Here is a 19,479-nt window from a genome sequence, read left to right on the forward strand (position 1 = left end):
CTCTTCACCTTTTATCCGGTGGATAAATCCACCCTACATTATTCACTTCTGATATGTGTATGTACATTGCACCTATCAGATATCGTCCCGCTCTTTCACGTAAGAGCCCAGTACTTTTATCTCATCTTTGTGTTTTGCCAGTATCTCTGCGATATCTTTATCATCTTTATGTCCGTTGAATTCCAGGAAAAAGACGGACTGTCCTCCTACGATATGCGACTTGATCTTTGTCAGGTTCACTTTGGCTTTTTCAAAATCGTTCAGGAAATCGACCAAAGCACCCGGTTTGTTCGCAAGCCTCACCAGGATCGATGTCTTATCTTCTCCCGAAGGCTGATTCTCGAAGTTCGATATGACAAAGAAACGTGTCCTGTTATTCATATCGTCCTCCACATTCTCAAAGAGGATCGGCAAATTGTACATCTTTGCCGCGATGGAAGGGCAGAGTGCTGCCGCATTCTTCTCCTGGGCCGCGAGCTTGGCTGCTTTTGCAGTTGACTCAACCGGTATATGCTCCACTTCATCCAGTCCCAGATCCTCCAGGAATTTCCTGCATTGTCCGAAAGCGATATCTTTGGAATAGATCTTCGTGATCTTTTTGATATCCTGGCACATCGTGGCAAAACAGAGATGTATATCAATCACTACTTCGGCAATGATCTTGAGGTCATACTTATCCAGACAGTTGATCGTATCGGTTACAATTCCGTTGGAACTGTTCTCTATTGGGACGACACCGAACTTGGCTGTTCCCTTCGCCACTTCCCTGAAGACACCCGGGATGGAACTGATAGGGATGTAGGTACTCAGCGCACCGAACTTGCTCTCAGCTGCCTGATGGGTGAAGCTCGCTTCAGGCCCGAGAAAGGCGACCGCTTCAGGCAGTTCAAGGTTTCTTGCTACCGCGAACATTTCCAAAAACAATGCATCGATCGCTTCATCTGTCAGCTTGCCGTCATTCTGTGCTTTGAGCCTGTTCAGGATCGCCTGTTCGCGTTCAGGCCGATAGATGGGAGCACCCGTAGTGTTCTTCAGTTCACCAACCTGATGCACGAGTTCCATACGCTCATTATAAAGCTTCAGAAGCGTATCGTCGACTTTGTCTATCTTTTCTCTGAGTTCATCTAATGTCATTGGTTTTCCCTTTCATAAAACGCAAAAGAGGCAAAGCCTCTTTTGCTACGCTGACACTGGGTCCTCTTCGGCAGAGTGCCCACACGACTTGTCGCTTATCAACCCTCTGCATTCCCATCTACCCTTAAAAATTCTTTTTCCAAACGTACCTGGTCCTCATAACTCTCGCGTCTTCGGATCAGCCTGTCCTTTCCCGCCTCAAGCGCTACTTCCGCAGGTTTGGGACGAGTATTGTAATTGCTTGCCATCGTAAAACCGTAGGCACCTGCCGAATGTACCACAATGAGGTCATTATGCTTCAGCGGAGGAAGCGGCACGTTCTTTCCGAAGAAATCCCCGCTTTCGCATACCGGGCCAACTACATCCGCAAATGTTCTCTCTCCTTCAACCATCACTGCATCGATCTTGTGATAGGCATTGTAAAGACTTGGTCTAATCAGGTCGTTCATCCCGCCATCAACGATGACAAAACGTTTACCATCATTCACTTTTTCATACAACACACTGGTAAAGAAAGCACCTGCATTGGCGACCATATAGCGTCCAGGCTCACAGAGCAGTGTCACATCCAGCCCCTTGGTCGCTTCGAAAATCGCTTCGGTGTAGTCACGTACGGGGATCGTCGTCTCATCGCTGTAAACGACACCGATCCCACCGCCCACATCGAAGAACTTGATATCGATCTTGATCACTTTGAGAGAACGTACCAGGTCGGCTACGATCACTGCGGATTCTTTGATAGGATCGAGCTTGGTCAACTGTGAACCGATATGGAAATGGATCCCGACGGGATTGAGATATTCTGATTTATTTGCGTAGATATACATACGCTTCGCCATATCGATCTCAACACCGAACTTATTCTCATGCAGCCCGGTCGAGATATACGGATGGGTCTGAGGATCGATGTTCGGATTGACACGGATGGAGATACGCGCTTCTTTCCCAAGTTCTTTGGCGACCATCTCTACACGTTTCATCTCTGCTTCACTCTCGAGGTTCAGCATCAGGATATCTTTTTCCAGTGCCTCACGGATCTCATCATCGCGTTTACCTACACCGGAAAAAATGATCTTATACCTGTCCACCCCTGCATCCAGTGCACGTCTGACCTCACCGATACTGACACAGTCCGCTCCCGTACCCAGCTTGGCAAGATGTGCAATGACAGAGAGATTTGAATTGGCTTTGACCGCATAGTTAATCAGAGATTTCTTACCGGCAAAAGCTTCCTTGAGGTCATTGTACCGACGCTCCATATAATCAAAATCGTACATGTAGAGCGGCGTACCATATTTTTGGGCCAATGCTTTATAGTCAATATTCATCTATTCTGTTCCTGTTTTTATTCATGAATTGAAGATTTTAGAGTGATTTTATCCAAAAATCACTAAGAGAGATATGAAGGGAAGCAAAGCACTGTTCTATCATTGTTTCAAGCTATTCTTCTTTCATCTGTAAAGTACACATAGATAGCATAGAGCCATAAAAGTACGATAGGCATCACTGCAGTAAACTCCGGTTTGAGTACACCATTCAAGCCTATCTGTTCCAAACCAAAAAGAACTCCCCAAATGAGGAAGGTCACTCCCAGAGAGAATGCAACCACTACTCCAAAATTCATCATTCTGGCATGGAAAGGAAGCTTAAAAAAAAGTATGAGCAGGAGAGCGAGAGCAAAAAGCGGGACAATAACTTTGTTATATATTGTTGCCCGGATCTTATCCGAATCAAGATGTTGTATTTCAAGCAGCTTCCAAGTGTTATAAGCATCAATAATATTAAGTGCTTTCCCCTCATACAGCGATTCGATGATCTTTGGTTTATAGCCATGCAGGGTAGCAATACTTTCCTTCTGATCCATACTGTATCGGACCAACTCACCATTTTGATAAATATGCGTTTTTACAGTAGCGTTCTGGGCGATCCACTCTTCGCCGTTAAAAACAGCTACCGGTGCCTTTATCGTGTACCGTACCTGGTATCCAGCCACTTTGAAGATCGTGATCCCCTTGATCTTTTTCACAATGGGGTTAAGTTTTTTGATATACACAAAGGTATCATTGTATTTAAAAAACATATCATTGACATTGTAGGCATGCACTTGATTTTTTAACAACATATTTGCCTTATCTTTTGCATAAGAAAATTCTGTTGTATGCAAGTAGATAAAAACGGCATACGTTAGAGAAGCTATCACGAATACAGGAGAAAAGAGTCTCTTTTTCGTATATCCAAAAGCATGAAGTGCACCCATCGTATTTTGCTTGACAAAAGTGAGTTTAGTCATGATCACCGCAAACACGATCGCCAGAGGATAGAGTAAGCCCAGGGCTTCCTGCCACATATAGAAGATATACAGAATTTTATAGTTCCAGGAACCCTGTAGTTCCTCTGTATATTGAAAATAATCAATCGCCGCAAATGCGAAAGAGAGCCCGAAAAGGATCGCCAGAAGATTTTTGATGTAATGTTTTGCCAGATAACGAAAATGCAGAGAGGGATAGAAAAACTGACTCATTCAAGGCCTTCTATGGACTTGAGACTGTAGTAAGACTTAACCTTATTGAGGTCTTCACATAGTAAGGCTTTACATGCATTGGAGACATGCTTGACAAGTCTCTCTATCTCTTTTTCTTCTTCCTCACTAAAACGGTGGAGTACATAGTCCGCTACCTGTGATTTATGTTCCGGTTTTCCCACACCTATGCGAACACGGATATATTCCTTTCCGATATGTGCATCGAGGGAACGCAAACCGTTATGTCCCCCATGCCCGCCACCTCTTTTAAAACGTACCGCGCCAAAAGGCAGGTCGATGTCATCATGTATCACGATAATATCTTCCAGTTCAATTTTAAAGAACTGCTTGACCGTCTCAATAGATTTTCCCGAGAGGTTCATGAATGTGGTAGGTTTTAAAAAAAGTGTATTTGCGATACGGTAGAGTTCGCCCTGAAAGGCATTTTTGGAGATATTTCTGGCCCCAAGATCATCGACGAGGCTGTCGATGACTTTAAAGCCAATGTTATGTCGTGTATCTTCGTATTTTGATCCCGGATTTCCCAGACCTACGAAGAGTGTCACGACGATACTTTCATTACTTGGATTTAATTACACCACAGACAGCAACATCTGGTCTATCCATCATTTTACAGTTTGCAGGCACTTCTATATCCCTGATGAGAAGAGAGTCATCTCTGTTAAGCGGTTCAACATTAAGGTCGAATTTCGCTGGCATATTTTCGATAGCCCCTCTGACCTTGACTCTTCTTTTGGACATAACAAGTACACCTTTGTTCTTAAGACCGACCGGTGTTCCGTGTGTGACAACCGGTACAAGGAAGTCTGTTACCTGACCTGGAACCGTGATTCTAAGGTCAACATGCACAACTTCTCCGTGAACCGGGTGTAGTTGATACTCCTGGATCACTACATTCAACTCTTTGTCACCCACTTTTACTGGAAAAGCAAGGCTATCCTTATTTCTGACTGCTCTCATAAACTCACCGCGTTTGAACGCAGCTTGAATATTCTCTACGCCGTTTGCGTAAAGGTTTGCAGTCAGATAACCATCTCTTCTAAGCTTCTTTGCAGTAGTCTTTCCGATACTCTCTCTAACGATACCTTCTAACATATTTTTTGTCCTTAAATTAAAATAGAAGAGGATTATATCGAAATAGTTTTAAGGAGAGTTGAAGTTACTCATTCTCTTGCCTCCGTAGCTCCGCCAAGCTACGACCACTCCGGTTCCGTAACTAAAATCGTGAAGCAGTTCACGATTTCTTAATGTTATTCATCCTCAGATTTGAATTCGAAGAAATCCTCGTTGCCTCTGATCGTCTCCTCATCCACAATGGAACCTTTACCGACACCCTGCATTTTCAGTTTTAGGTCGGCAGGATTCGTTGCATATTCCAGTGCCACTTCTTTGGATATTTCTCCTTTTTTGATGAGATCAAGCAATGCCTGGTCAAAGGTCTGTGTCCCATAGATCTCTTTACCGTCAAAAAGGGCATCCGGGATCTCTGAATCCCTGCTCTCTGCGATCAATTGTTCGATTCTTGCAGTCTTCTTCAATATCTCGATCCCTGCGATCCTTCCACCACGCTTGGTTGGGATAAGCCTCTGTGAAATGACCCCCTCAAGTACCGATGCCAATGACATACGGATACGGTTCTGCTCCTCGTTGCTGAACATACCGACGATCCTGTCAATGGTCTCTTTGGCATCAAGGGTATGCAGTGTTGAAAATACCAGGTGCCCGGTATTGGCTGCATGCAGCGCAATATCTATGGTTTCAAGGTCCCTCATCTCACCCACCAGGATAATGTCAGGGTCTTCCCTCAGGGCAGCCCTCAACGCATCGGAAAAAGAGTGCGTATCCTGTCCCACTGCTCTTTGGTTGATAAGGCATCCCTTGTCTTTATGAACAAATTCTATCGGATCCTCAATCGTGATAATATGTTTTTTTGCCTCATTGTTGATCTTGTCCAGGATCGCAGCAAGTGTGGTTGATTTACCTGAACCCGTTACCCCGGTCACCAGTACCAATCCACGCTGTATCTCCGTAAACGTTTTGATCACTTCAGGGAGTTTGAGTTCATCCAGGGAGAGTATTTTGACCGGGATTAGACGGAACACGGCAGAAAGGCCATCCATCTGATAAAAGACATTCACACGGAAACGATACTCATCACCCAGTCTGTAACTGAAATCGAGTGTTCTGTCATTAATGAGCTTTTCATATTGCGCCTCTGTTGTGATCTCACGGACCATCTGTTCGACCATTTCAGGCGTCAGCATATCCTTTCCCAGTACCTTCATTGTACCGTGAATACGTACCCGTACCAGGGAGGCGGATTTGATATGAAGGTCACTCCCCTCATTGTTTACAAGTGTTCGCAGATACAGTTTAAGTTTCTCGTCCATCTTTTTCTCCCTGATCTTTATTTTTATTCTAAACTGTCCAGCATATCCTGAAAGGCTTTTTCAAAGGCTTCAAGCCCATCTTTAAGCAGGGAAGCATATACTTCATCCATATCAAACCCGCAGTCTTTAAGCTTGGTGAAATACCCATTGATCTCACTCTCTTCGATCGGCAGCTTCGGTGCTGTCGCCTTTTTGGCGATATAGGCTTCAATAGTCGCCAGAGGTGCCGTGTTCACTGAGTGTGGTGCCAGAAGTTCCCGAAGATAATAATCTGCCGGAAGATCATCACCCTTGACACCTGTACTGGCAAACAGTGTTCGGATGCTTGGTGTATGATTCTTCTCAATGATATTGTAAATCTTTGCAGCATTATAGATACCCGTTTTTGATACATCCATACCCTCGGCAGCAAGGTCAGCATCAAGCAGACGGTCAAAACGGCTGACAAAAACGGAAATGACCGCATTGACCTTTCCTCCACCATACACCTCATAGTTATGGAGGCCGGCGGTCATTGCTTTAAGACAGCGCCGTGCCTGCTCCGGGGAAAAGATCAGTGTTGCATTGACGGAGATCCCCATGGAGAGCAACTCTTTCATCGCTTCATATCCCGCATTAGTAGCAGGGACCTTTACCATCACATTGGGTTCGCCGATCGCTTCAAAAAGTCTTTTACCTTCTTCGATGGTCCCCTGGGTATCATTGGAGAGGAAAGGATCTACTTCAATGGAGATATACCCGTCATTGCCGCTTTTATAAGCACTTTGCAGCGCCTGTGCCGCAGTACGGATATCTTCGATCGCCATTGCTTCATATTTCTCTTTGGCACTTTTGCCTGCAAGACTTTCAAGCTGCTCTTTATAGGCCGGAGAAGTTGTGATCGCGGAGGCAAAAATGGAAGGATTGCTCGTCGCTCCATTGATGACCCCTGCCTCGATCAGCTTTGAAAATTCATTTTTAAGATAGTCTCTCTCCACAAAATCCAACCATAACGAGAATTTCAATTCTCTATCTACCATTCCTCTTCCTTGTATGGATAAGTCCATCTAAAATGCTGCCAGCTTCCCAGATCACTTGGCTTTTCGAGTGCCGATTCGAGTTCATCGAGATACCTGTTCCTCTCGACAACCTCGGCACCCAGTCCGACCATATGGTCCGTTTTCATCTGGCAGTCTATAAAATCATAACCTTTAGCGCCTAAAACATCACTTAGTGCTTTGAAAGCGACCTTGGAAGCATCGGATGCCAGAGAGAACATCGATTCCCCGAAAAAAGCCTTTCCCATAGCCAGCCCATAGAGACCTCCGACGAGTTCTCCCTCTCTGTAAACCTCCACACTGTGGGCAAAACCCTCTTCATGTAGCCTGATGTAAGCCTCCTGCATCTCCGGTATGATCCAGGTATGGTCCTGTCCTTGACGATATACGGTGGCGCAGTGGCGTATCACATCGGAGAACGCTTTGTCGAACGTTACCGTATACCTACTGCTCCGCAGCACTCTTCGAAATGATTTTCTTACTTTGAATTTTCCGGGGTAAAGCAACAGTCGTGGATCGGGAGACCACCAGAGAATAGGATCGCCTTCGTTGTACCAGGGGAAAATACCCTTTCTGTACGCTGTCAAAAGACGGGAAGAAGAGAGATCTCCGCCATAGGCCAGAAGCCCCTCATCCGATGCAAAACGGGGGTTGGGAAAATTGTAAGAGTAGCTACTCAGTGGGGGAATCAGGTATTCCCCCTCATCAAACATAGAAGCCATATCAAAAGCTCCTTTGGAGCTTTTGAATGTTGTATGGGTATGCACATTGAGATACAATAATCACGTAGGGTGCTGTGCCCCCACAGCACCATTTCTTGTAATCAATATATTTTGGCGCCATCGGGAGACAGCACCCTACATTTTTATTTGGAAAATTCAAATGTAAGTTTTCCATTTTTAAGACCAACCTTGACCAAGCCGCCTTTTTTCAGTCTCCCGAACAGTATCTCTTCTGTCAATGCCTCTTTGATCTTCTCGTCGATCACACGGGCGATGTGTCTTGCACCGTAACGTTCATCATATCCTTCATTTGCCAGATACTCTTTGGCTTTTTTGCTTACTTTCACTTTGATATTCTTCGGTTTGAGCATAAGGTTGAGCTTATCAAGCTCCACATCCACAATGGAGACCAGTGTCTCAAGATCAAGCGTATTGAACTCCACCACAGCACTCAAACGGTTCATGAACTCAGGAGCGAAAAAGGCTTTGAGTGCTTTGTCCGTTTTCATCGAATTGTCTTTGTTGAAGCCCATCACATTGGCTTCTTTGGTACCGATATTGGAAGTCATGATGAGAATGACATTCTTGAAGTCACTCACCACACCGTTGTTGTCCGTCAGTTTGGCACCATCCATCACCTGAAGCAGAATGTTCATAATATCCGGATGTGCTTTTTCTATCTCATCAAGCAGCAGTACGGTATGAGGATGTTTCTTGATCATCTCTGTAAGCAGTCCGCCCTGTTCATACCCGACATAGCCCGGAGGTGCACCGACCAGGCGGCTGATGGTATGCGCTTCCATATATTCACTCATATCGATACGCTCAAAATGCACATGCATTGTCTCGGCCAACTGTGTCGCCAGCGCGGTCTTTCCAACACCAGTAGGGCCTACAAAAAGAAACGATCCGATAGGACGATTGGGCGCATTCAACCCCGCATAGGATCGTTTGATCGCCGTTGCCAGCTCTTCAATCGCCTCATTCTGCCCGATGATATGCGCAGAAAGGTCTTTTTCAAGGGTCTTGAGCTTCTTCGTATCATCCGTGCCGATAACCGTGGAGGGCAGCTTCATCATCTTGGCGACACTCTCTTCTATGTCTTTGGGCTTGACAATAACACCCTCCGCACCTTTGAGCATGAAATGCGCCCCCACCTCATCAATGATATCCATTGCTTTGTCCGGGAGGAATCTGTCATGCAGATATTTCACGGAAAGATCGATCGCCGACTGTAGCGCTTCGTCGGTGAACTTGATATTGTGATGATCCTCATATTTATGCTGTACTCCTTTGAGGATGGTAAAGGTATCTTCCACGCTTGGCTCCTCCACATCTATCTTGGCAAATCTTCGGCTGAGTGCCTTGTCTTTGTCGAAAAAATTCCTGTACTCCGCATAAGTCGTTGCGCCGATACACTTGAGGTCCCCTCTTGCCAATGCCGGCTTAAGCAGGTTGCTTGCATCCATACTGCCTCCACTTGTCGCTCCTGCACCAACCATGGTATGGATCTCATCGATGAAGAGAATGGCATCATCCATCTGACTCAACTCATTGATGATCCCTTTGAGGCGTTTCTCGAAATCACCCCGGTATTTGGTCCCGGCGATCAGGGCACCCATATCCAAGGCGTAGACCTTTGCATCCTTGATGACATCAGGAACATCTCCCTCGGAGATTTTCAGTGCCAGGCCTTCCGCAATGGCCGTTTTACCCACTCCCGGTTCCCCGACGAGCAGCGGGTTGTTCTTCTTGCGGCGGCAAAGGGTCTGCATCACACGGTTTATTTCATCCACGCGTCCGACCACAGGGTCTATCTTCCCGGTTTTTGCCAGAGCCACAAGCTCCATTGTAAACTGCTCCAGAACAGTTTCTTCTTTGGCAGATTTGTCCGTTTCAGTCTGGGCATGATCTTCTCTGTTGTGGGAGATCACCTCCAGTATATCCACACGGGCGATCCCTTCTTTTTTCATCAGATAGACCGCATAGGAGTGCTCCTGCATGAAGATCGCCGCAAGCATATCCCCTATGCTTGCTTCCGTCCTCCCCGCAGAGTGGATATGTGTCATCATATCGTTGATCGCCCTTGAAAGCGCCACGGTCTCAAAAGGCTCCACCGCCTCTTTCAGTGAAGGAATGGTCTTGTGGATATGTTCCACGATCCCTTCTTCGAGTATTTCAAGATTTGCATCGAGTGTAGAAAGTATCTCTATCCCCTCTTCGCTTCTGACCACAGAGAGGAAGACATGCTCCACTGTCAGGTACTCATGTCTGTTCTCTTTGGCATATTTTACGGCATTTTTAAATACATCATTGAGTGCTATACTAATCATTTTTTATTCCTTATGCATCTTCTTCTATTGTAGCCAATAGCGGAAACTCATTCTTCTTCGCGAGCTGCTTGACCTGTTCCGCTTTGGTCTGGGCGATCTCAAAGCTGTACACACCGCAGATCGCTTTTCCTTTTTCATGTATCTGCAGCATGATCTGTACCGCCTGCTCCTGGGTCTTATGGAAGATCGAAGTCAATACTTCCACCACAAAATCCATACTGGTATAATCATCGTTGTGCAGCAGTACCTTGTACATCTGCGGTTCCCATAGTTCCAACTCTACATCCGACTCAACTTCAAACTTTGGCATATTGTGTTAATATTCCTTATAATTAATGGTTTATACTATTATACATAAAATTCGGAGATTTTCAAGTGTCATCCCTTTTTATCACTGCAACCGGTACCAATGTGGGCAAAACACACACCACACTCAAGCTCCTTGATGCACTAGCGGCCAAAGGCCGGTCAGTCGGTGTCTTCAAGCCTATCGAAACAGGTGTGTTAGACAGTGCTCCTGACGCCACTATACTACTTGAATCTTGCCGAAAGGTTAACAGGAATTTCGAAGGTCTTAAAACAGAAGATATCACAGCCTATACCTTCCCACTTCCCGCTGCACCGTTCTGCGCCGATACCAACCATAAGATACGTATAGACCGTATCCTCGAAAAATATCATCAACTTTCACAGCTTTGCGACATCCTGCTTGTCGAGGGAGCCGGTGGGCTGATGGTCCCAGTCACAAGAGACTTTTTTATGATAGATCTCATCAAAGAACTGCAAACCAGAGTACTTCTTGTCACTCCCGGCAGACTGGGATGTATCAATGATACCCTTCTCTCCATGGAAGCATTAAAGTCCCGTAATATAGCATTTGACTGGTGTATAAACCTCTATGAGGATGCAGAAAGTTTTACAGAAGTCACACAACCCTTTTATGATGCGGTTTTTCCAGCGTGGTGGAGTGACAAAGAAGGGATGGAGAAGTTTGCCAGATCCCTATAGGCTACACTCCCTTTTTACCACAGCTTTGATATAATCACAGCATAATTATTTACTGCACCAAGTAAATACTTCATTCATTAAGGATGCGCATGCAACATCTTGTCGATACCAGCAATTTTTCCGACGCCCAGATAGTCCAACTGCTTCATGATGCCAAAACCTTTAAAGCACAACGTCCTCCCCAACTGCTCAGGGACAAACTGATCATCACCCTCTTTTTCGAAGCTTCGACACGTACCAGGAGCTCTTTTGAAGTCGCCGCAAAACGTCTGGGTGCTGCTGTGGTGCATCTTGACCCCAGCAGAAGCTCAACCAAAAAAGGGGAATCTCTCGAAGACACCTTTGCAAACCTTTGCGCAATGGATCCTGATGGGGTCATCATCCGCCATGAGGAGAATGAGGCACCGGGCATTCTTGCCGATATGCAAATGACTTCAGTCATCAATGCCGGTGCGGGGAATTATGCCCATCCTACCCAGGCACTGCTCGACCTTTTCACACTGATGGAACACTTTGAAGGAAACATAGAAGGAAAGACCATCGCCATTGTCGGAGATATCATCAGTTCCAGGGTGGCAAGTTCAGGTATCCGTCTGCTGAGACGTATGGGAATGAACGTCATCCTCGTCGCACCTGAACCTTTCATGCCGCAAAGCGACCTGCCACAGTATGAGAATCTTGAAGATGTCCTTGACAAAGTCGATGTCATCATGAGCCTGCGAGCCCAGCTTGAAAGGCATGCTTCCCCGATCTTCGACGACTATAACGAATATGCAAGACATTACTGCATCACAGAAGAACGCCTCGGTGACCGCAATATTCTGATCCTCCACCCGGGACCCGTTATGCGGAACATCGACATTTCCGACGAAATACTCGAAGACCCCAGATGCAAAGTGCTCACACAGGTAAAAAACGGTGTCTACATGAGAATGGCAATCCTGAAATTATTGCTGTTGGACAGCAATAATTAGCGTTGAATGTTAAGCGTAGCGTTTAAAAAATAGAGAACAACAATAGGGGAACGAGGAAGTGTGGCTGAATTCAAAAGACGGTTTTTCCCGAATCAATCAATTAGGCCAAAACCGCATCCCCTTCCTTTTCATCATCTCCTACGATAAAACAAAGATCTTCACCCAGCCTCTCGAAACACTTGACAGCGATATATTCTACAAACTGCAGGACTGGAGAAACTACCCGGTTAAAAAAAGAGTTAGAGAGTTTACTTTCTCCAAAACACCTGTAGATTTCCCCACCTACAGGAACAGTATGGAAAAAATACTTGAAGAGATACGTTCGGGCAATACCTATCTGCTGAACCTTACCTTCAGAACACCCATAGAGAGCAGCTTCACCCTCAAAGAGATCTTTACCTATGCCAGAGCAAAATTCAAGCTCTACTTCAAAGATAAGTTTATCTGCTTCTCTCCCGAAATGTTCGTAGAAATAGAAGGAAACACCATCGCCACTTACCCGATGAAAGGAACAATAGATACCGATATACCCGATGCGGAACACCGTATCCTGAACGATGAGAAAGAGATGGCGGAGCATATCATGATCGTCGATCTGATGCGTAACGACCTCGGGATTATCGGAACTAATGTCAAGGTAGAGAAGTTCCGTTATGTCGACAAGATCAAAGCAGGAGAGAAGGAACTGTTCCAGGTCAGCTCAAAAATCACCGCAACACTTCCTGAAGGATGGAAAAACAATTTGGGTACTCTACTTTCAGGTATCCTTCCAGCCGGCTCTATTACCGGTACCCCGAAAAAATCCACGGTTGGGATTATTAATGATATTGAAAATTATGAACGCGGATTCTATACCGGAGTCTTTGGTATTTTTGACGGTGAATCCCTGCGTTCAGGGGTCATGATACGTTTCATCGAAAAAGAGGACAACAGACTCTTCTACAAAAGCGGCGGCGGTATTACTCTGGATTCCGATGCCAAAAGAGAGTATGAGGAGCTGATAGACAAAGTCTATCTTCCCCTGTAGATCATTCTAAAAATTCCGAAGAAAAACTCACCGCTTTTGGTGTGAAGAGTTTGGCTTTAATCTCTTCCGTACCGGCCAGTCTTTGCAGCTGATAGGGCACATAAATGTAACGCCCCGCTATTTTCTTGTACTGCTGGGAACGCTCCTCGAGATGCACACGTATCGCACTGCCGACATTGTCTTCCGCAAGGTTCTCCGGGAGATTCGTATCCGACAGCAGCACGACGATATCCATTGGTTTCTCTTCTATACACAACTTTATCTCTTCATACAGCGCCATATAGGAGTCCTGGACATTTTCAACACTGTTCTCCACTCTTTCTATCTCTCCATTCCCATCCAGAAGCAGGGCAAAAGGCCGAAATGTCTGCTCTTTTTCAAGCATCTCCTGCGCTTCGTAAATGGACTTTTCAAGCATCATCAATGCACGTTCGTCATCAGTCATGTTTTCTCCTTTTTGATATACATCTGTCTCTACGCTCTTTCCATTTATATTGTACATCATCTTTTACTTTGGCAAAGTAAAGCTCCCCCGAATCCCTCCAAGGATCTATGACGATCCCCGTATCGAACGGTTTGCCTTTAGCCGTAATGACCAGAACATTGTGTTCATTCCAGTACCGGCCTATATTGGCACCGCCAAGATGAAAGCTGAAGTCGGGATACGCCTGTTTGACCATATAAATATAGAGTGCATCGCTCCAGTCGTAACACAGACCCTTTTGACGAAAACCTGTATTTACCAGTGTATTATGCAGCCATGGCGGTGAGGTAAGATCAAATTCTCTGGTGAGCTGTGCCGTTTGAACAAAGAGATCTTTCGAGAGCCGATCTGCCGTTTTTGCTTCAATGCTCCCATCCATTTGCTGAAGCATTATGGAAAGTCTTTTGACTTCGGCATCTTTTAGGGGTACCGGTTTGACCGCACATCCTGTCAAAAGAAAGAGGAAGAGAAAAAACTTAAGTAAATGTCTGTACATACATTGTCGGCAGGTACGCCATGATCGCAAGCATGAGCAAAACCATCAACCCGCTGTATATCCCAATGAACTTCGGATCTTTGGAGAGCAGATAGCCGCCTATGAACCCTACGACCGTACCAGCTACGTGAGCACTTACATCCACGTTCGGAATGGAAAAGCCTATCACCAGATTAATCACGATGATCACAGTGAACTCTTTCATAAATGCTTTTGTATGTTTCCCGAGATGTTTTCTATGTGCGATGAAAAAACCGGCCAGCGCACCGAACACACCGAAAATAGCACCCGATGCCCCGATCCCCACACTCGCAGGATGGATATAAAGAGATACCAGCCCACCAAGAAGCCCGGAAAAAAGATAGATACTCAGGTAGGATTTCGTATCGAAGTACATCTCCATACCCCGTCCTATGATGTAAAGTGAGACCATATTCATCAGAATATGTGTCATGCCGCCATGCAGGAACATCGCGGTAAAAAGGCGCCACCATTCTCCTTTAAGCACGGTCAACGGGCCATAGAGCGCACCCATATCGACCAAGACCTGCATGTCCATATCGGTAATACTACCGCTAAAGAACGCAGAAAAAAGATAAACAACACTGTTAATGGCAATAATGCTATAGGTAACCTTATAGCGTAAAAATTCTTTCATACGATTCAAAGGGATCAGCAAATAGCTTCAACGAAAAGTACACCGTCAATCCCCGAGCGGGCTATCTTGACGATCTCTTTTTCTTCATGGATGAGTACCAGTACTTTGGTATCGAAAAGGTACTGCTCCGCAATCGGCTGTATCAGCAGGGCATCCTCCTCTTTGCATATCATGAAGCTCGCATCCAACGCATTGGCAAACAGCGCTTCATTCAGACTGTTCACAGTGATCGCATAGGGGATGTCATTGTTCTGGCAATACCTGGCAAGTTCTACCGAATCGACCAGTGGTTCAAGTAGAACGATATCTTCTGACTTACTTTGCTCTATATCATCTTTGGAAAAGACTTTTCGAAAACGACCACTCTCTATCCACGGATGTCCTATAATGATCATTTCATTTCCTCCTTTGCACACTCATCGCAATAATATTTGCCATGTATCATAATGCACTCCTTCATTGTCACATAGGTATCGCATTTGCTGCACTCCACCAGTGTATCCTCATCGAGTTTTTTCTGTTCCTTACTCTTCGGCTTTGGTACTGTCGGCAGTTTTCCGCCCAAAAGTTTATAGATAAATATACCGGCGATCGCAAAAATGATCAGTTTCAATATCATGTTTCATTCTTTATATAGAGATAGTTTCTCTGGTTTTTTTGTATTATATCATAACTCATTTGACCTTCCACCTGCGCTATTTCGTCAAACACACGGCTTCCTTTGTAAAAAAGATATTCTGTATGTTCATCACTGATGCGAGACGTAAGGTCAAGCAGAAGCTTTGTATTGGTCACTGCCCTCGAGCTGATCATGTCGAAGGCTTCATATACTACGTTCTCGACCCGTTTGGCCTCCACCGTCACATTCTTCAACCCCAAATCGATGGCAGCATACTTCAAAAAAGAGACGCGTTTTTTCAACGGTTCCGCCAACACCACTTCGGTTTCCGGCAGTGCAATGGCAAGCACCAGTCCGGGAAAACCCGCGCCCGTCCCAACATCCAGCAGTGTTTTGGGTATTCTGATGAAAGTCAGAGGGTAAAGCGAATCGACAATGTTGTCGTAGATCGCCACTACCGATCTCGCGCCGGTAAGATTATGCACCTGGTTCCATTCATGCAGCAGTACGGCAAAGCCTTCAAGTTTACCGATGATGCCATCATCCAGAACGATACCTTCGGCATTCAGATACTGCAACAGCTCCACTACGCTACCACCTCTACCAGTCCGCTCTCCACCAGCTTGTGCACAAAGGCTTCAAGGTCTTGTTTAATGACCTCTTCTTCCACATCATACTGCTCCAGCAGTGACTCGAGTACTTCCTGAAGGTTCTTTTTCTGCTGCATTGCCACCCATATGTCCGTGCCCACGGCATCCAGACCAAAGTAGTTTTCTGAGTTCATATCGAGCAGTACCATTTCTCCGTCCACTTCCTGGGCAAACACCATATCTGCAAATTTTACTTTTTTATTTAGATCCATTTATTTACTCTTTTGGGTAGCATTATACCATTCTATAAATTTAGCTTGGGATTTTATGTAATACCCAAAAAATTTAAATGAAATCCTCGAAGATTTATCATATTCATGGAGATACTCAATCTGCATTTTTTTATCTGATCTAACCATTTTTCACCACCCAAACACCGACAACACGGTAAACGCTTCATGTCCTCTTCCTCCGGTAACAATGGCATCTCCGCACTGTGCCCAAGCATGGGCTTTCATTTTAGCTTCATTCTCTTCGTCTTTGGCTACCCCAAGGTAGAACACTCCGGATATCCCACGTTTTTGCAGCATTTTCTGGGCCGTGAGTGACTGTGTCAGGCAGGCACTTTCCCAGGGGGTGTAGGCTGAAGCCCTGACGATAGCTTGGCCTACCAGACGGGCCGTATGCACTTCCTCTTCACTTAAGGGTGTAAGCTTTTCCACTGTTGTTTTATGTTCCAAAGAACAGGTCAACCGTTTAAACGAGACAGTCAGGATCGCCGCTCGTATCTTCCCCAGTGTCACACAGGCTTCGATAAAAAGCTTTTTCTCTTCTGACGGCAACTGCGTGAATTTTTTAAATTTTCGGATCATTAAAAAAGTGCGCTATTTTTGGTATTGCTCAGTGTATTTCAAAGTGATTTTAGCCAATTCGATTAAATCTGGTGTCAGTTTCATGATATCTTCAAACAGTTCCTGAAGATAATCATCTATATATTCGTGTGCAATGGCGTTGCGTAGATCCTTGATCTCTCTGATCGTTTCAATGTTCTCAAAAAGTCCGCGCTTGTGGGCATTATTGACCGTATCTATCAGTGTGCCCTGATTTTCAAACTCAACAGCATCGATAGCACGGAACATCTTTCGTACCAAAAAATCGATCATTCTGCCAAAGCGACTGCATAAGTTCTCATAACTGTCAAACTCGTCAACTTCATAACTTGGTTTCAGTCCGATTTTAGTAGTTTCTTCAAAAGAGTGCTCCAGCCAAAACAGCTGTTTTTCCAGCAACACTCTGTTCACAAGCAGGTTTTCTATACTCATAGCTCTACCGCCTGAGGAAAGATCATTTGTAAAAAAGCTGTTTGCATTGTACCACTATCTACAATAATATCCATTTTCTGTTCTCCAAACATTTCAAAAAAATGCCAGCGTATCTTGCTAAGATCTTTACGGGTAATATTTTTAGAAATAATGAGAATATCAATGTCGCCACCCTTTTTCACCATATCCGTTCTCGAACCAAAAAGATATAGCTTTGCATTTGGGTCCATAGACAATACAGAGGCTTTAAAATTATCCACCTCTTTTTGTGTCAAACGAATCTGCTTGCGATCTTTATTATTTATTCTTTTCATGCAAAAATTATACCATAATGGAAAACTATCTTAGATCAAAATCCTCTTTGATCAAACCTTTGTCTTGAAGCGATCTATAGGACCCTTCAAACTTCACCTTGCCTTCTTCAATCAGGTAAATATGCTCCGCCTGCCTGATGGTCGTTGTCCTGTGGGCAATAATGATGGTCGTTCTGCCCTCAAGAAACGGTGCCAGTGTTTCGTAAAGATGGAACTCGGTCGCATTGTCCAGTGCGGAGGTTGCTTCATCAAAAATGACGATCTTCGGGTCGGAAAGTATAAGTCTGGCAATTGCAAGTCGCTGACGCTGCCCGCCGGAGAGACGGATACCATTCTTGCCTATACGTGTCTCCAGGCAGTCTTCGAGATGACGTACAAATGTTTCGAGCTGTGCCGCCCTGAGTGCCTCATAAATTTCTTCATCGCTCTTTTCACTCGAAAGCGTAAGGTTCATCCGAATGGTATCGTTGAAAAAGAGTGCCTGCTGCAGCATCAGCGCCACATTTTCACGCACTACAGGTAGGCCTATCTGCTCTATGGGGACATTGTCGTAAAGTATCTCACCTTTGTGCGAAGGGTAGAGCCCCACCATGATCTGCGCAATAGTCGTTTTTCCGCTGCTGCTGGGACCTATGATTGCAATCTTCTGCCCCGCTTCCACTTTCATCGAAACATCGTACAGTACCTGCCTGCCGTTCCCGTAGGAAAAACTGATGTTCTTCAACGCAACGGATGTCGTTTCCCTGCCCTCAAAAGGATCCACCTCATGCGGATAGTAAGGTTCCTGCGAGAGGGCAAGCAGGGTATTGATACGCTCAAGCACCGGTTTGCTACTCCGGTAGGAGATCATCAGTCCCATCAGCTGCTGTACCGGCTGCACCAGTATAGCGAGGTAAAAAAGGAAAGCGATCATCATTCCAATGCTCAAGTCCGAATAGGCTACGGCGGCGATGCCTAATGCTCGGAAAATGTCCACTACAGTATTGGTCAAAAGTGTGGACGAACTGTGTGCAACTGCTGCCTTGTACCCATAGTCAAGCGATGCTTTTTTTATCTTTTTCGCGCGATTTTGCAGCAGGTCAAAAAAACTTCGCTCCTGATTACTCGTACGCACCTGAATGAAAAGTTCAAGAGTCTCGTTGAGCAGCTCATGGTAGAGCTCATACGCTTCATGCTGACGGCGCAACAGTTCTCCCGTTTTACGCCCGAGCAGTCTTGAAAACCCCAGGAAAAGAGGGTTGAGCAGGAAGACCAGCAGCGCCAGCACCCAGTTCATCCAGAGCATCACTGCAGCAATGCCTGCCAGCATGAGTGAAGCACTCAGAACCGTCGTCACCATCTGTCCTGCAAAGCCACTGACCTTCTCCACATCCTGTACCGTTTTGGAAGCGATGCCTCCCGACTTGAGCGCTTCGTACTCGGAAAGCGAGACACGTTCCAAATGGTGCAAAATGCGGTGTCTCAGCAGATAACTTATCTTTTGGGTGATCCTGGTAGCAAAAAAGGTTTTTTTGTTGTTGAAGAAAAAAGCAGAAAACCGCAGGAGCAGCACCGTTGCAAGTATAACAGCTATGTAAACCCATGTTTCATGCGTACCAAAGAGCGCGGAGATCGTCTCCGTCATTTTACCCGGGTGCTCCAGCAACACTTCATCGATGAGGAGCGGGATGAGCATGGGGATAGGCAGTAAAAGCAATGTCGCCAGAATGCCGTACACATTGGTACGCCAGAAGTCACCCTTTTGCGTTTTGATCTGGCGATAGAGTGTTTTGAAACTGTATGGGCCTGTCATCCGTTTGCTTCACCTTTTTTAACGTATTTTAGCGAAA

The 19,479-nt window shown here is 45.4% G+C and carries 24 protein-coding genes; 3 read left to right on the forward strand and 21 right to left on the reverse strand.

What is annotated here, in order from left to right; all coding sequences use genetic code 11:
• Positions 1–75: 75 nt before the first annotated feature.
• The 10 genes from pheA to clpS all read right to left on the reverse strand — a co-directional run bounded on the left by pheA (position 76) and on the right by clpS (position 10,468).
• The gene (gene pheA / locus SUN_RS10670) at positions 76–1,134 is read right to left on the reverse strand and encodes a chorismate mutase (RefSeq protein WP_012083819.1); all 1,059 of its coding nucleotides are present in this window, start codon (positions 1,132–1,134) and stop codon (positions 76–78) included.
• Positions 1,135–1,232: 98 nt separating this feature from the next.
• Positions 1,233–2,462 carry a diaminopimelate decarboxylase gene (gene lysA, locus SUN_RS10675; protein ID WP_012083820.1) on the reverse strand — a complete coding sequence of 410 codons (1,230 nt, stop codon included), beginning with the start codon at positions 2,460–2,462 and terminating at the stop codon, positions 1,233–1,235.
• A gap of 107 nt (positions 2,463–2,569) precedes the next feature.
• Positions 2,570–3,655: an LptF/LptG family permease gene (locus tag SUN_RS10680; protein ID WP_012083821.1), complete on the reverse strand. Its 1,086-nt coding sequence runs from the start codon at positions 3,653–3,655 to the stop codon at positions 2,570–2,572.
• Complete coding sequence (gene pth, locus SUN_RS10685; protein WP_012083822.1) at positions 3,652–4,221, reverse strand: aminoacyl-tRNA hydrolase; 570 nt, start codon at positions 4,219–4,221, stop codon at positions 3,652–3,654. The genes SUN_RS10680 and pth overlap by 4 nt, the downstream gene beginning before the upstream one ends.
• A gap of 13 nt (positions 4,222–4,234) precedes the next feature.
• Positions 4,235–4,771, reverse strand: a complete 537-nt coding sequence (locus SUN_RS10690; RefSeq protein WP_012083823.1) for a 50S ribosomal protein L25/general stress protein Ctc — start codon at positions 4,769–4,771, stop codon at positions 4,235–4,237.
• A 155-nt stretch (positions 4,772–4,926) separates the two neighbouring features.
• Positions 4,927–6,066, reverse strand: coding sequence for a type IV pilus twitching motility protein PilT (locus SUN_RS10695; RefSeq protein ID WP_012083825.1), 1,140 nt, complete (start codon positions 6,064–6,066; stop codon positions 4,927–4,929).
• Between the two features lie 23 nt (positions 6,067–6,089).
• Positions 6,090–7,085 carry a transaldolase gene (locus tag SUN_RS10700; protein WP_012083826.1) on the reverse strand — a complete coding sequence of 332 codons (996 nt, stop codon included), beginning with the start codon at positions 7,083–7,085 and terminating at the stop codon, positions 6,090–6,092.
• On the reverse strand, positions 7,079–7,825 hold the full coding sequence (gene aat / locus SUN_RS10705; RefSeq protein WP_012083828.1) for a leucyl/phenylalanyl-tRNA--protein transferase: 747 nt from the start codon (positions 7,823–7,825) through the stop codon (positions 7,079–7,081). Before aat ends, SUN_RS10700 begins: the two co-directional genes overlap by 7 nt.
• 143 nt (positions 7,826–7,968) lie before the next feature.
• Complete coding sequence (clpA, locus tag SUN_RS10710; RefSeq protein WP_012083830.1) at positions 7,969–10,158, reverse strand: ATP-dependent Clp protease ATP-binding subunit ClpA; 2,190 nt, start codon at positions 10,156–10,158, stop codon at positions 7,969–7,971.
• Between the two features lie 10 nt (positions 10,159–10,168).
• On the reverse strand, positions 10,169–10,468 hold the full coding sequence (gene clpS, locus SUN_RS10715; RefSeq protein WP_012083831.1) for an ATP-dependent Clp protease adapter ClpS: 300 nt from the start codon (positions 10,466–10,468) through the stop codon (positions 10,169–10,171).
• A gap of 65 nt (positions 10,469–10,533) precedes the next feature.
• On the opposite strand from clpS, the gene bioD reads away from it, so the two are divergent.
• From bioD to SUN_RS10730, 3 genes are all read left to right on the forward strand, one after another.
• Positions 10,534–11,166: a dethiobiotin synthase gene (gene bioD / locus SUN_RS10720; RefSeq protein WP_012083832.1), complete on the forward strand. Its 633-nt coding sequence runs from the start codon at positions 10,534–10,536 to the stop codon at positions 11,164–11,166.
• 89 nt (positions 11,167–11,255) lie between these two features.
• The gene (locus tag SUN_RS10725; RefSeq protein ID WP_012083833.1) at positions 11,256–12,140 is read left to right on the forward strand and encodes an aspartate carbamoyltransferase catalytic subunit; all 885 of its coding nucleotides are present in this window, start codon (positions 11,256–11,258) and stop codon (positions 12,138–12,140) included.
• Between the two features lie 58 nt (positions 12,141–12,198).
• Positions 12,199–13,167 (forward strand): aminodeoxychorismate synthase component I, encoded by a 969-nt coding sequence (locus tag SUN_RS10730; protein ID WP_012083834.1) that lies wholly within the window; start codon positions 12,199–12,201, stop codon positions 13,165–13,167.
• A 1-nt stretch (position 13,168) separates the two neighbouring features.
• Here SUN_RS10730 and SUN_RS10735 read toward each other — a convergent pair whose 3' ends face one another.
• From SUN_RS10735 to SUN_RS10785, 11 genes are all read right to left on the reverse strand, one after another.
• Positions 13,169–13,612 (reverse strand): hypothetical protein, encoded by a 444-nt coding sequence (locus SUN_RS10735; protein WP_012083835.1) that lies wholly within the window; start codon positions 13,610–13,612, stop codon positions 13,169–13,171.
• Positions 13,605–14,147, reverse strand: a complete 543-nt coding sequence (locus tag SUN_RS10740) for a hypothetical protein (protein WP_012083836.1) — start codon at positions 14,145–14,147, stop codon at positions 13,605–13,607. Before SUN_RS10740 ends, SUN_RS10735 begins: the two co-directional genes overlap by 8 nt.
• Entirely contained in the window at positions 14,128–14,805 is a 678-nt protein-coding gene (locus SUN_RS10745) for a rhomboid family intramembrane serine protease (RefSeq protein WP_041673100.1), read from the reverse strand. Before SUN_RS10745 ends, SUN_RS10740 begins: the two co-directional genes overlap by 20 nt.
• Before the next feature lie 14 nt (positions 14,806–14,819).
• On the reverse strand, positions 14,820–15,200 hold the full coding sequence (locus tag SUN_RS10750) for a hypothetical protein (protein ID WP_012083838.1): 381 nt from the start codon (positions 15,198–15,200) through the stop codon (positions 14,820–14,822).
• A complete protein-coding gene (locus SUN_RS10755; protein ID WP_012083839.1) occupies positions 15,197–15,424 on the reverse strand; it encodes a PP0621 family protein in 228 nt (75 codons plus the stop codon). Before SUN_RS10755 ends, SUN_RS10750 begins: the two co-directional genes overlap by 4 nt.
• On the reverse strand, positions 15,421–16,011 hold the full coding sequence (gene rsmG / locus SUN_RS10760) for a 16S rRNA (guanine(527)-N(7))-methyltransferase RsmG (protein ID WP_041672762.1): 591 nt from the start codon (positions 16,009–16,011) through the stop codon (positions 15,421–15,423). The genes SUN_RS10755 and rsmG overlap by 4 nt, the downstream gene beginning before the upstream one ends.
• Positions 16,011–16,286 carry a PqqD family protein gene (locus SUN_RS10765; protein WP_012083841.1) on the reverse strand — a complete coding sequence of 92 codons (276 nt, stop codon included), beginning with the start codon at positions 16,284–16,286 and terminating at the stop codon, positions 16,011–16,013. The genes rsmG and SUN_RS10765 overlap by 1 nt, the downstream gene beginning before the upstream one ends.
• 150 nt (positions 16,287–16,436) lie before the next feature.
• Positions 16,437–16,886 (reverse strand): lasso peptide biosynthesis B2 protein, encoded by a 450-nt coding sequence (locus SUN_RS10770; RefSeq protein WP_012083842.1) that lies wholly within the window; start codon positions 16,884–16,886, stop codon positions 16,437–16,439.
• Positions 16,887–16,898: 12 nt separating this feature from the next.
• Positions 16,899–17,336, reverse strand: a complete 438-nt coding sequence (locus SUN_RS10775; RefSeq protein WP_012083843.1) for a hypothetical protein — start codon at positions 17,334–17,336, stop codon at positions 16,899–16,901.
• A complete protein-coding gene (locus tag SUN_RS10780; RefSeq protein WP_012083844.1) occupies positions 17,333–17,650 on the reverse strand; it encodes a nucleotidyltransferase domain-containing protein in 318 nt (105 codons plus the stop codon). The genes SUN_RS10775 and SUN_RS10780 overlap by 4 nt, the downstream gene beginning before the upstream one ends.
• Positions 17,651–17,675: 25 nt before the next feature.
• Positions 17,676–19,442, reverse strand: a complete 1,767-nt coding sequence (locus SUN_RS10785) for an ABC transporter ATP-binding protein (RefSeq protein WP_012083845.1) — start codon at positions 19,440–19,442, stop codon at positions 17,676–17,678.
• Positions 19,443–19,479 lie beyond the last annotated feature (37 nt).

The organism is Sulfurovum sp. NBC37-1, assembly GCF_000010345.1.
Taxonomy (GTDB): domain Bacteria; phylum Campylobacterota; class Campylobacteria; order Campylobacterales; family Sulfurovaceae; genus Sulfurovum.

What these genes read in the sequence shown, in the direction of transcription:
- SUN_RS10750 (WP_012083838.1), bottom strand. Translation starts at nt 15,200, where the DNA reads ATGATCATTATAGGACATCCGTGGATAGAGAGTGGTCGTTTTCGAAAA.
- SUN_RS10785 (WP_012083845.1), bottom strand. Translation starts at nt 19,442, where the DNA reads ATGACAGGCCCATACAGTTTCAAAACACTCTATCGCCAGATCAAAACG.
- SUN_RS10700 (WP_012083826.1), bottom strand. Translation starts at nt 7,085, where the DNA reads ATGGTAGATAGAGAATTGAAATTCTCGTTATGGTTGGATTTTGTGGAG.
- SUN_RS10765 (WP_012083841.1), bottom strand. Translation starts at nt 16,286, where the DNA reads ATGGATCTAAATAAAAAAGTAAAATTTGCAGATATGGTGTTTGCCCAG.
- SUN_RS10755 (WP_012083839.1), bottom strand. Translation starts at nt 15,424, where the DNA reads ATGATATTGAAACTGATCATTTTTGCGATCGCCGGTATATTTATCTAT.
- SUN_RS10725 (WP_012083833.1), top strand. Translation starts at nt 11,256, where the DNA reads ATGCAACATCTTGTCGATACCAGCAATTTTTCCGACGCCCAGATAGTC.
- SUN_RS10745 (WP_041673100.1), bottom strand. Translation starts at nt 14,805, where the DNA reads ATGAAAGAATTTTTACGCTATAAGGTTACCTATAGCATTATTGCCATT.
- SUN_RS10780 (WP_012083844.1), bottom strand. Translation starts at nt 17,650, where the DNA reads ATGAAAAGAATAAATAATAAAGATCGCAAGCAGATTCGTTTGACACAA.
- aat (WP_012083828.1), bottom strand. Translation starts at nt 7,825, where the DNA reads ATGGCTTCTATGTTTGATGAGGGGGAATACCTGATTCCCCCACTGAGT.
- SUN_RS10680 (WP_012083821.1), bottom strand. Translation starts at nt 3,655, where the DNA reads ATGAGTCAGTTTTTCTATCCCTCTCTGCATTTTCGTTATCTGGCAAAA.
- SUN_RS10735 (WP_012083835.1), bottom strand. Translation starts at nt 13,612, where the DNA reads ATGACTGATGACGAACGTGCATTGATGATGCTTGAAAAGTCCATTTAC.
- clpA (WP_012083830.1), bottom strand. Translation starts at nt 10,158, where the DNA reads ATGATTAGTATAGCACTCAATGATGTATTTAAAAATGCCGTAAAATAT.
- SUN_RS10740 (WP_012083836.1), bottom strand. Translation starts at nt 14,147, where the DNA reads ATGTACAGACATTTACTTAAGTTTTTTCTCTTCCTCTTTCTTTTGACA.
- SUN_RS10695 (WP_012083825.1), bottom strand. Translation starts at nt 6,066, where the DNA reads ATGGACGAGAAACTTAAACTGTATCTGCGAACACTTGTAAACAATGAG.
- pheA (WP_012083819.1), bottom strand. Translation starts at nt 1,134, where the DNA reads ATGACATTAGATGAACTCAGAGAAAAGATAGACAAAGTCGACGATACG.
- SUN_RS10690 (WP_012083823.1), bottom strand. Translation starts at nt 4,771, where the DNA reads ATGTTAGAAGGTATCGTTAGAGAGAGTATCGGAAAGACTACTGCAAAG.
- lysA (WP_012083820.1), bottom strand. Translation starts at nt 2,462, where the DNA reads ATGAATATTGACTATAAAGCATTGGCCCAAAAATATGGTACGCCGCTC.
- SUN_RS10775 (WP_012083843.1), bottom strand. Translation starts at nt 17,336, where the DNA reads ATGAGTATAGAAAACCTGCTTGTGAACAGAGTGTTGCTGGAAAAACAG.
- clpS (WP_012083831.1), bottom strand. Translation starts at nt 10,468, where the DNA reads ATGCCAAAGTTTGAAGTTGAGTCGGATGTAGAGTTGGAACTATGGGAA.
- SUN_RS10770 (WP_012083842.1), bottom strand. Translation starts at nt 16,886, where the DNA reads ATGATCCGAAAATTTAAAAAATTCACGCAGTTGCCGTCAGAAGAGAAA.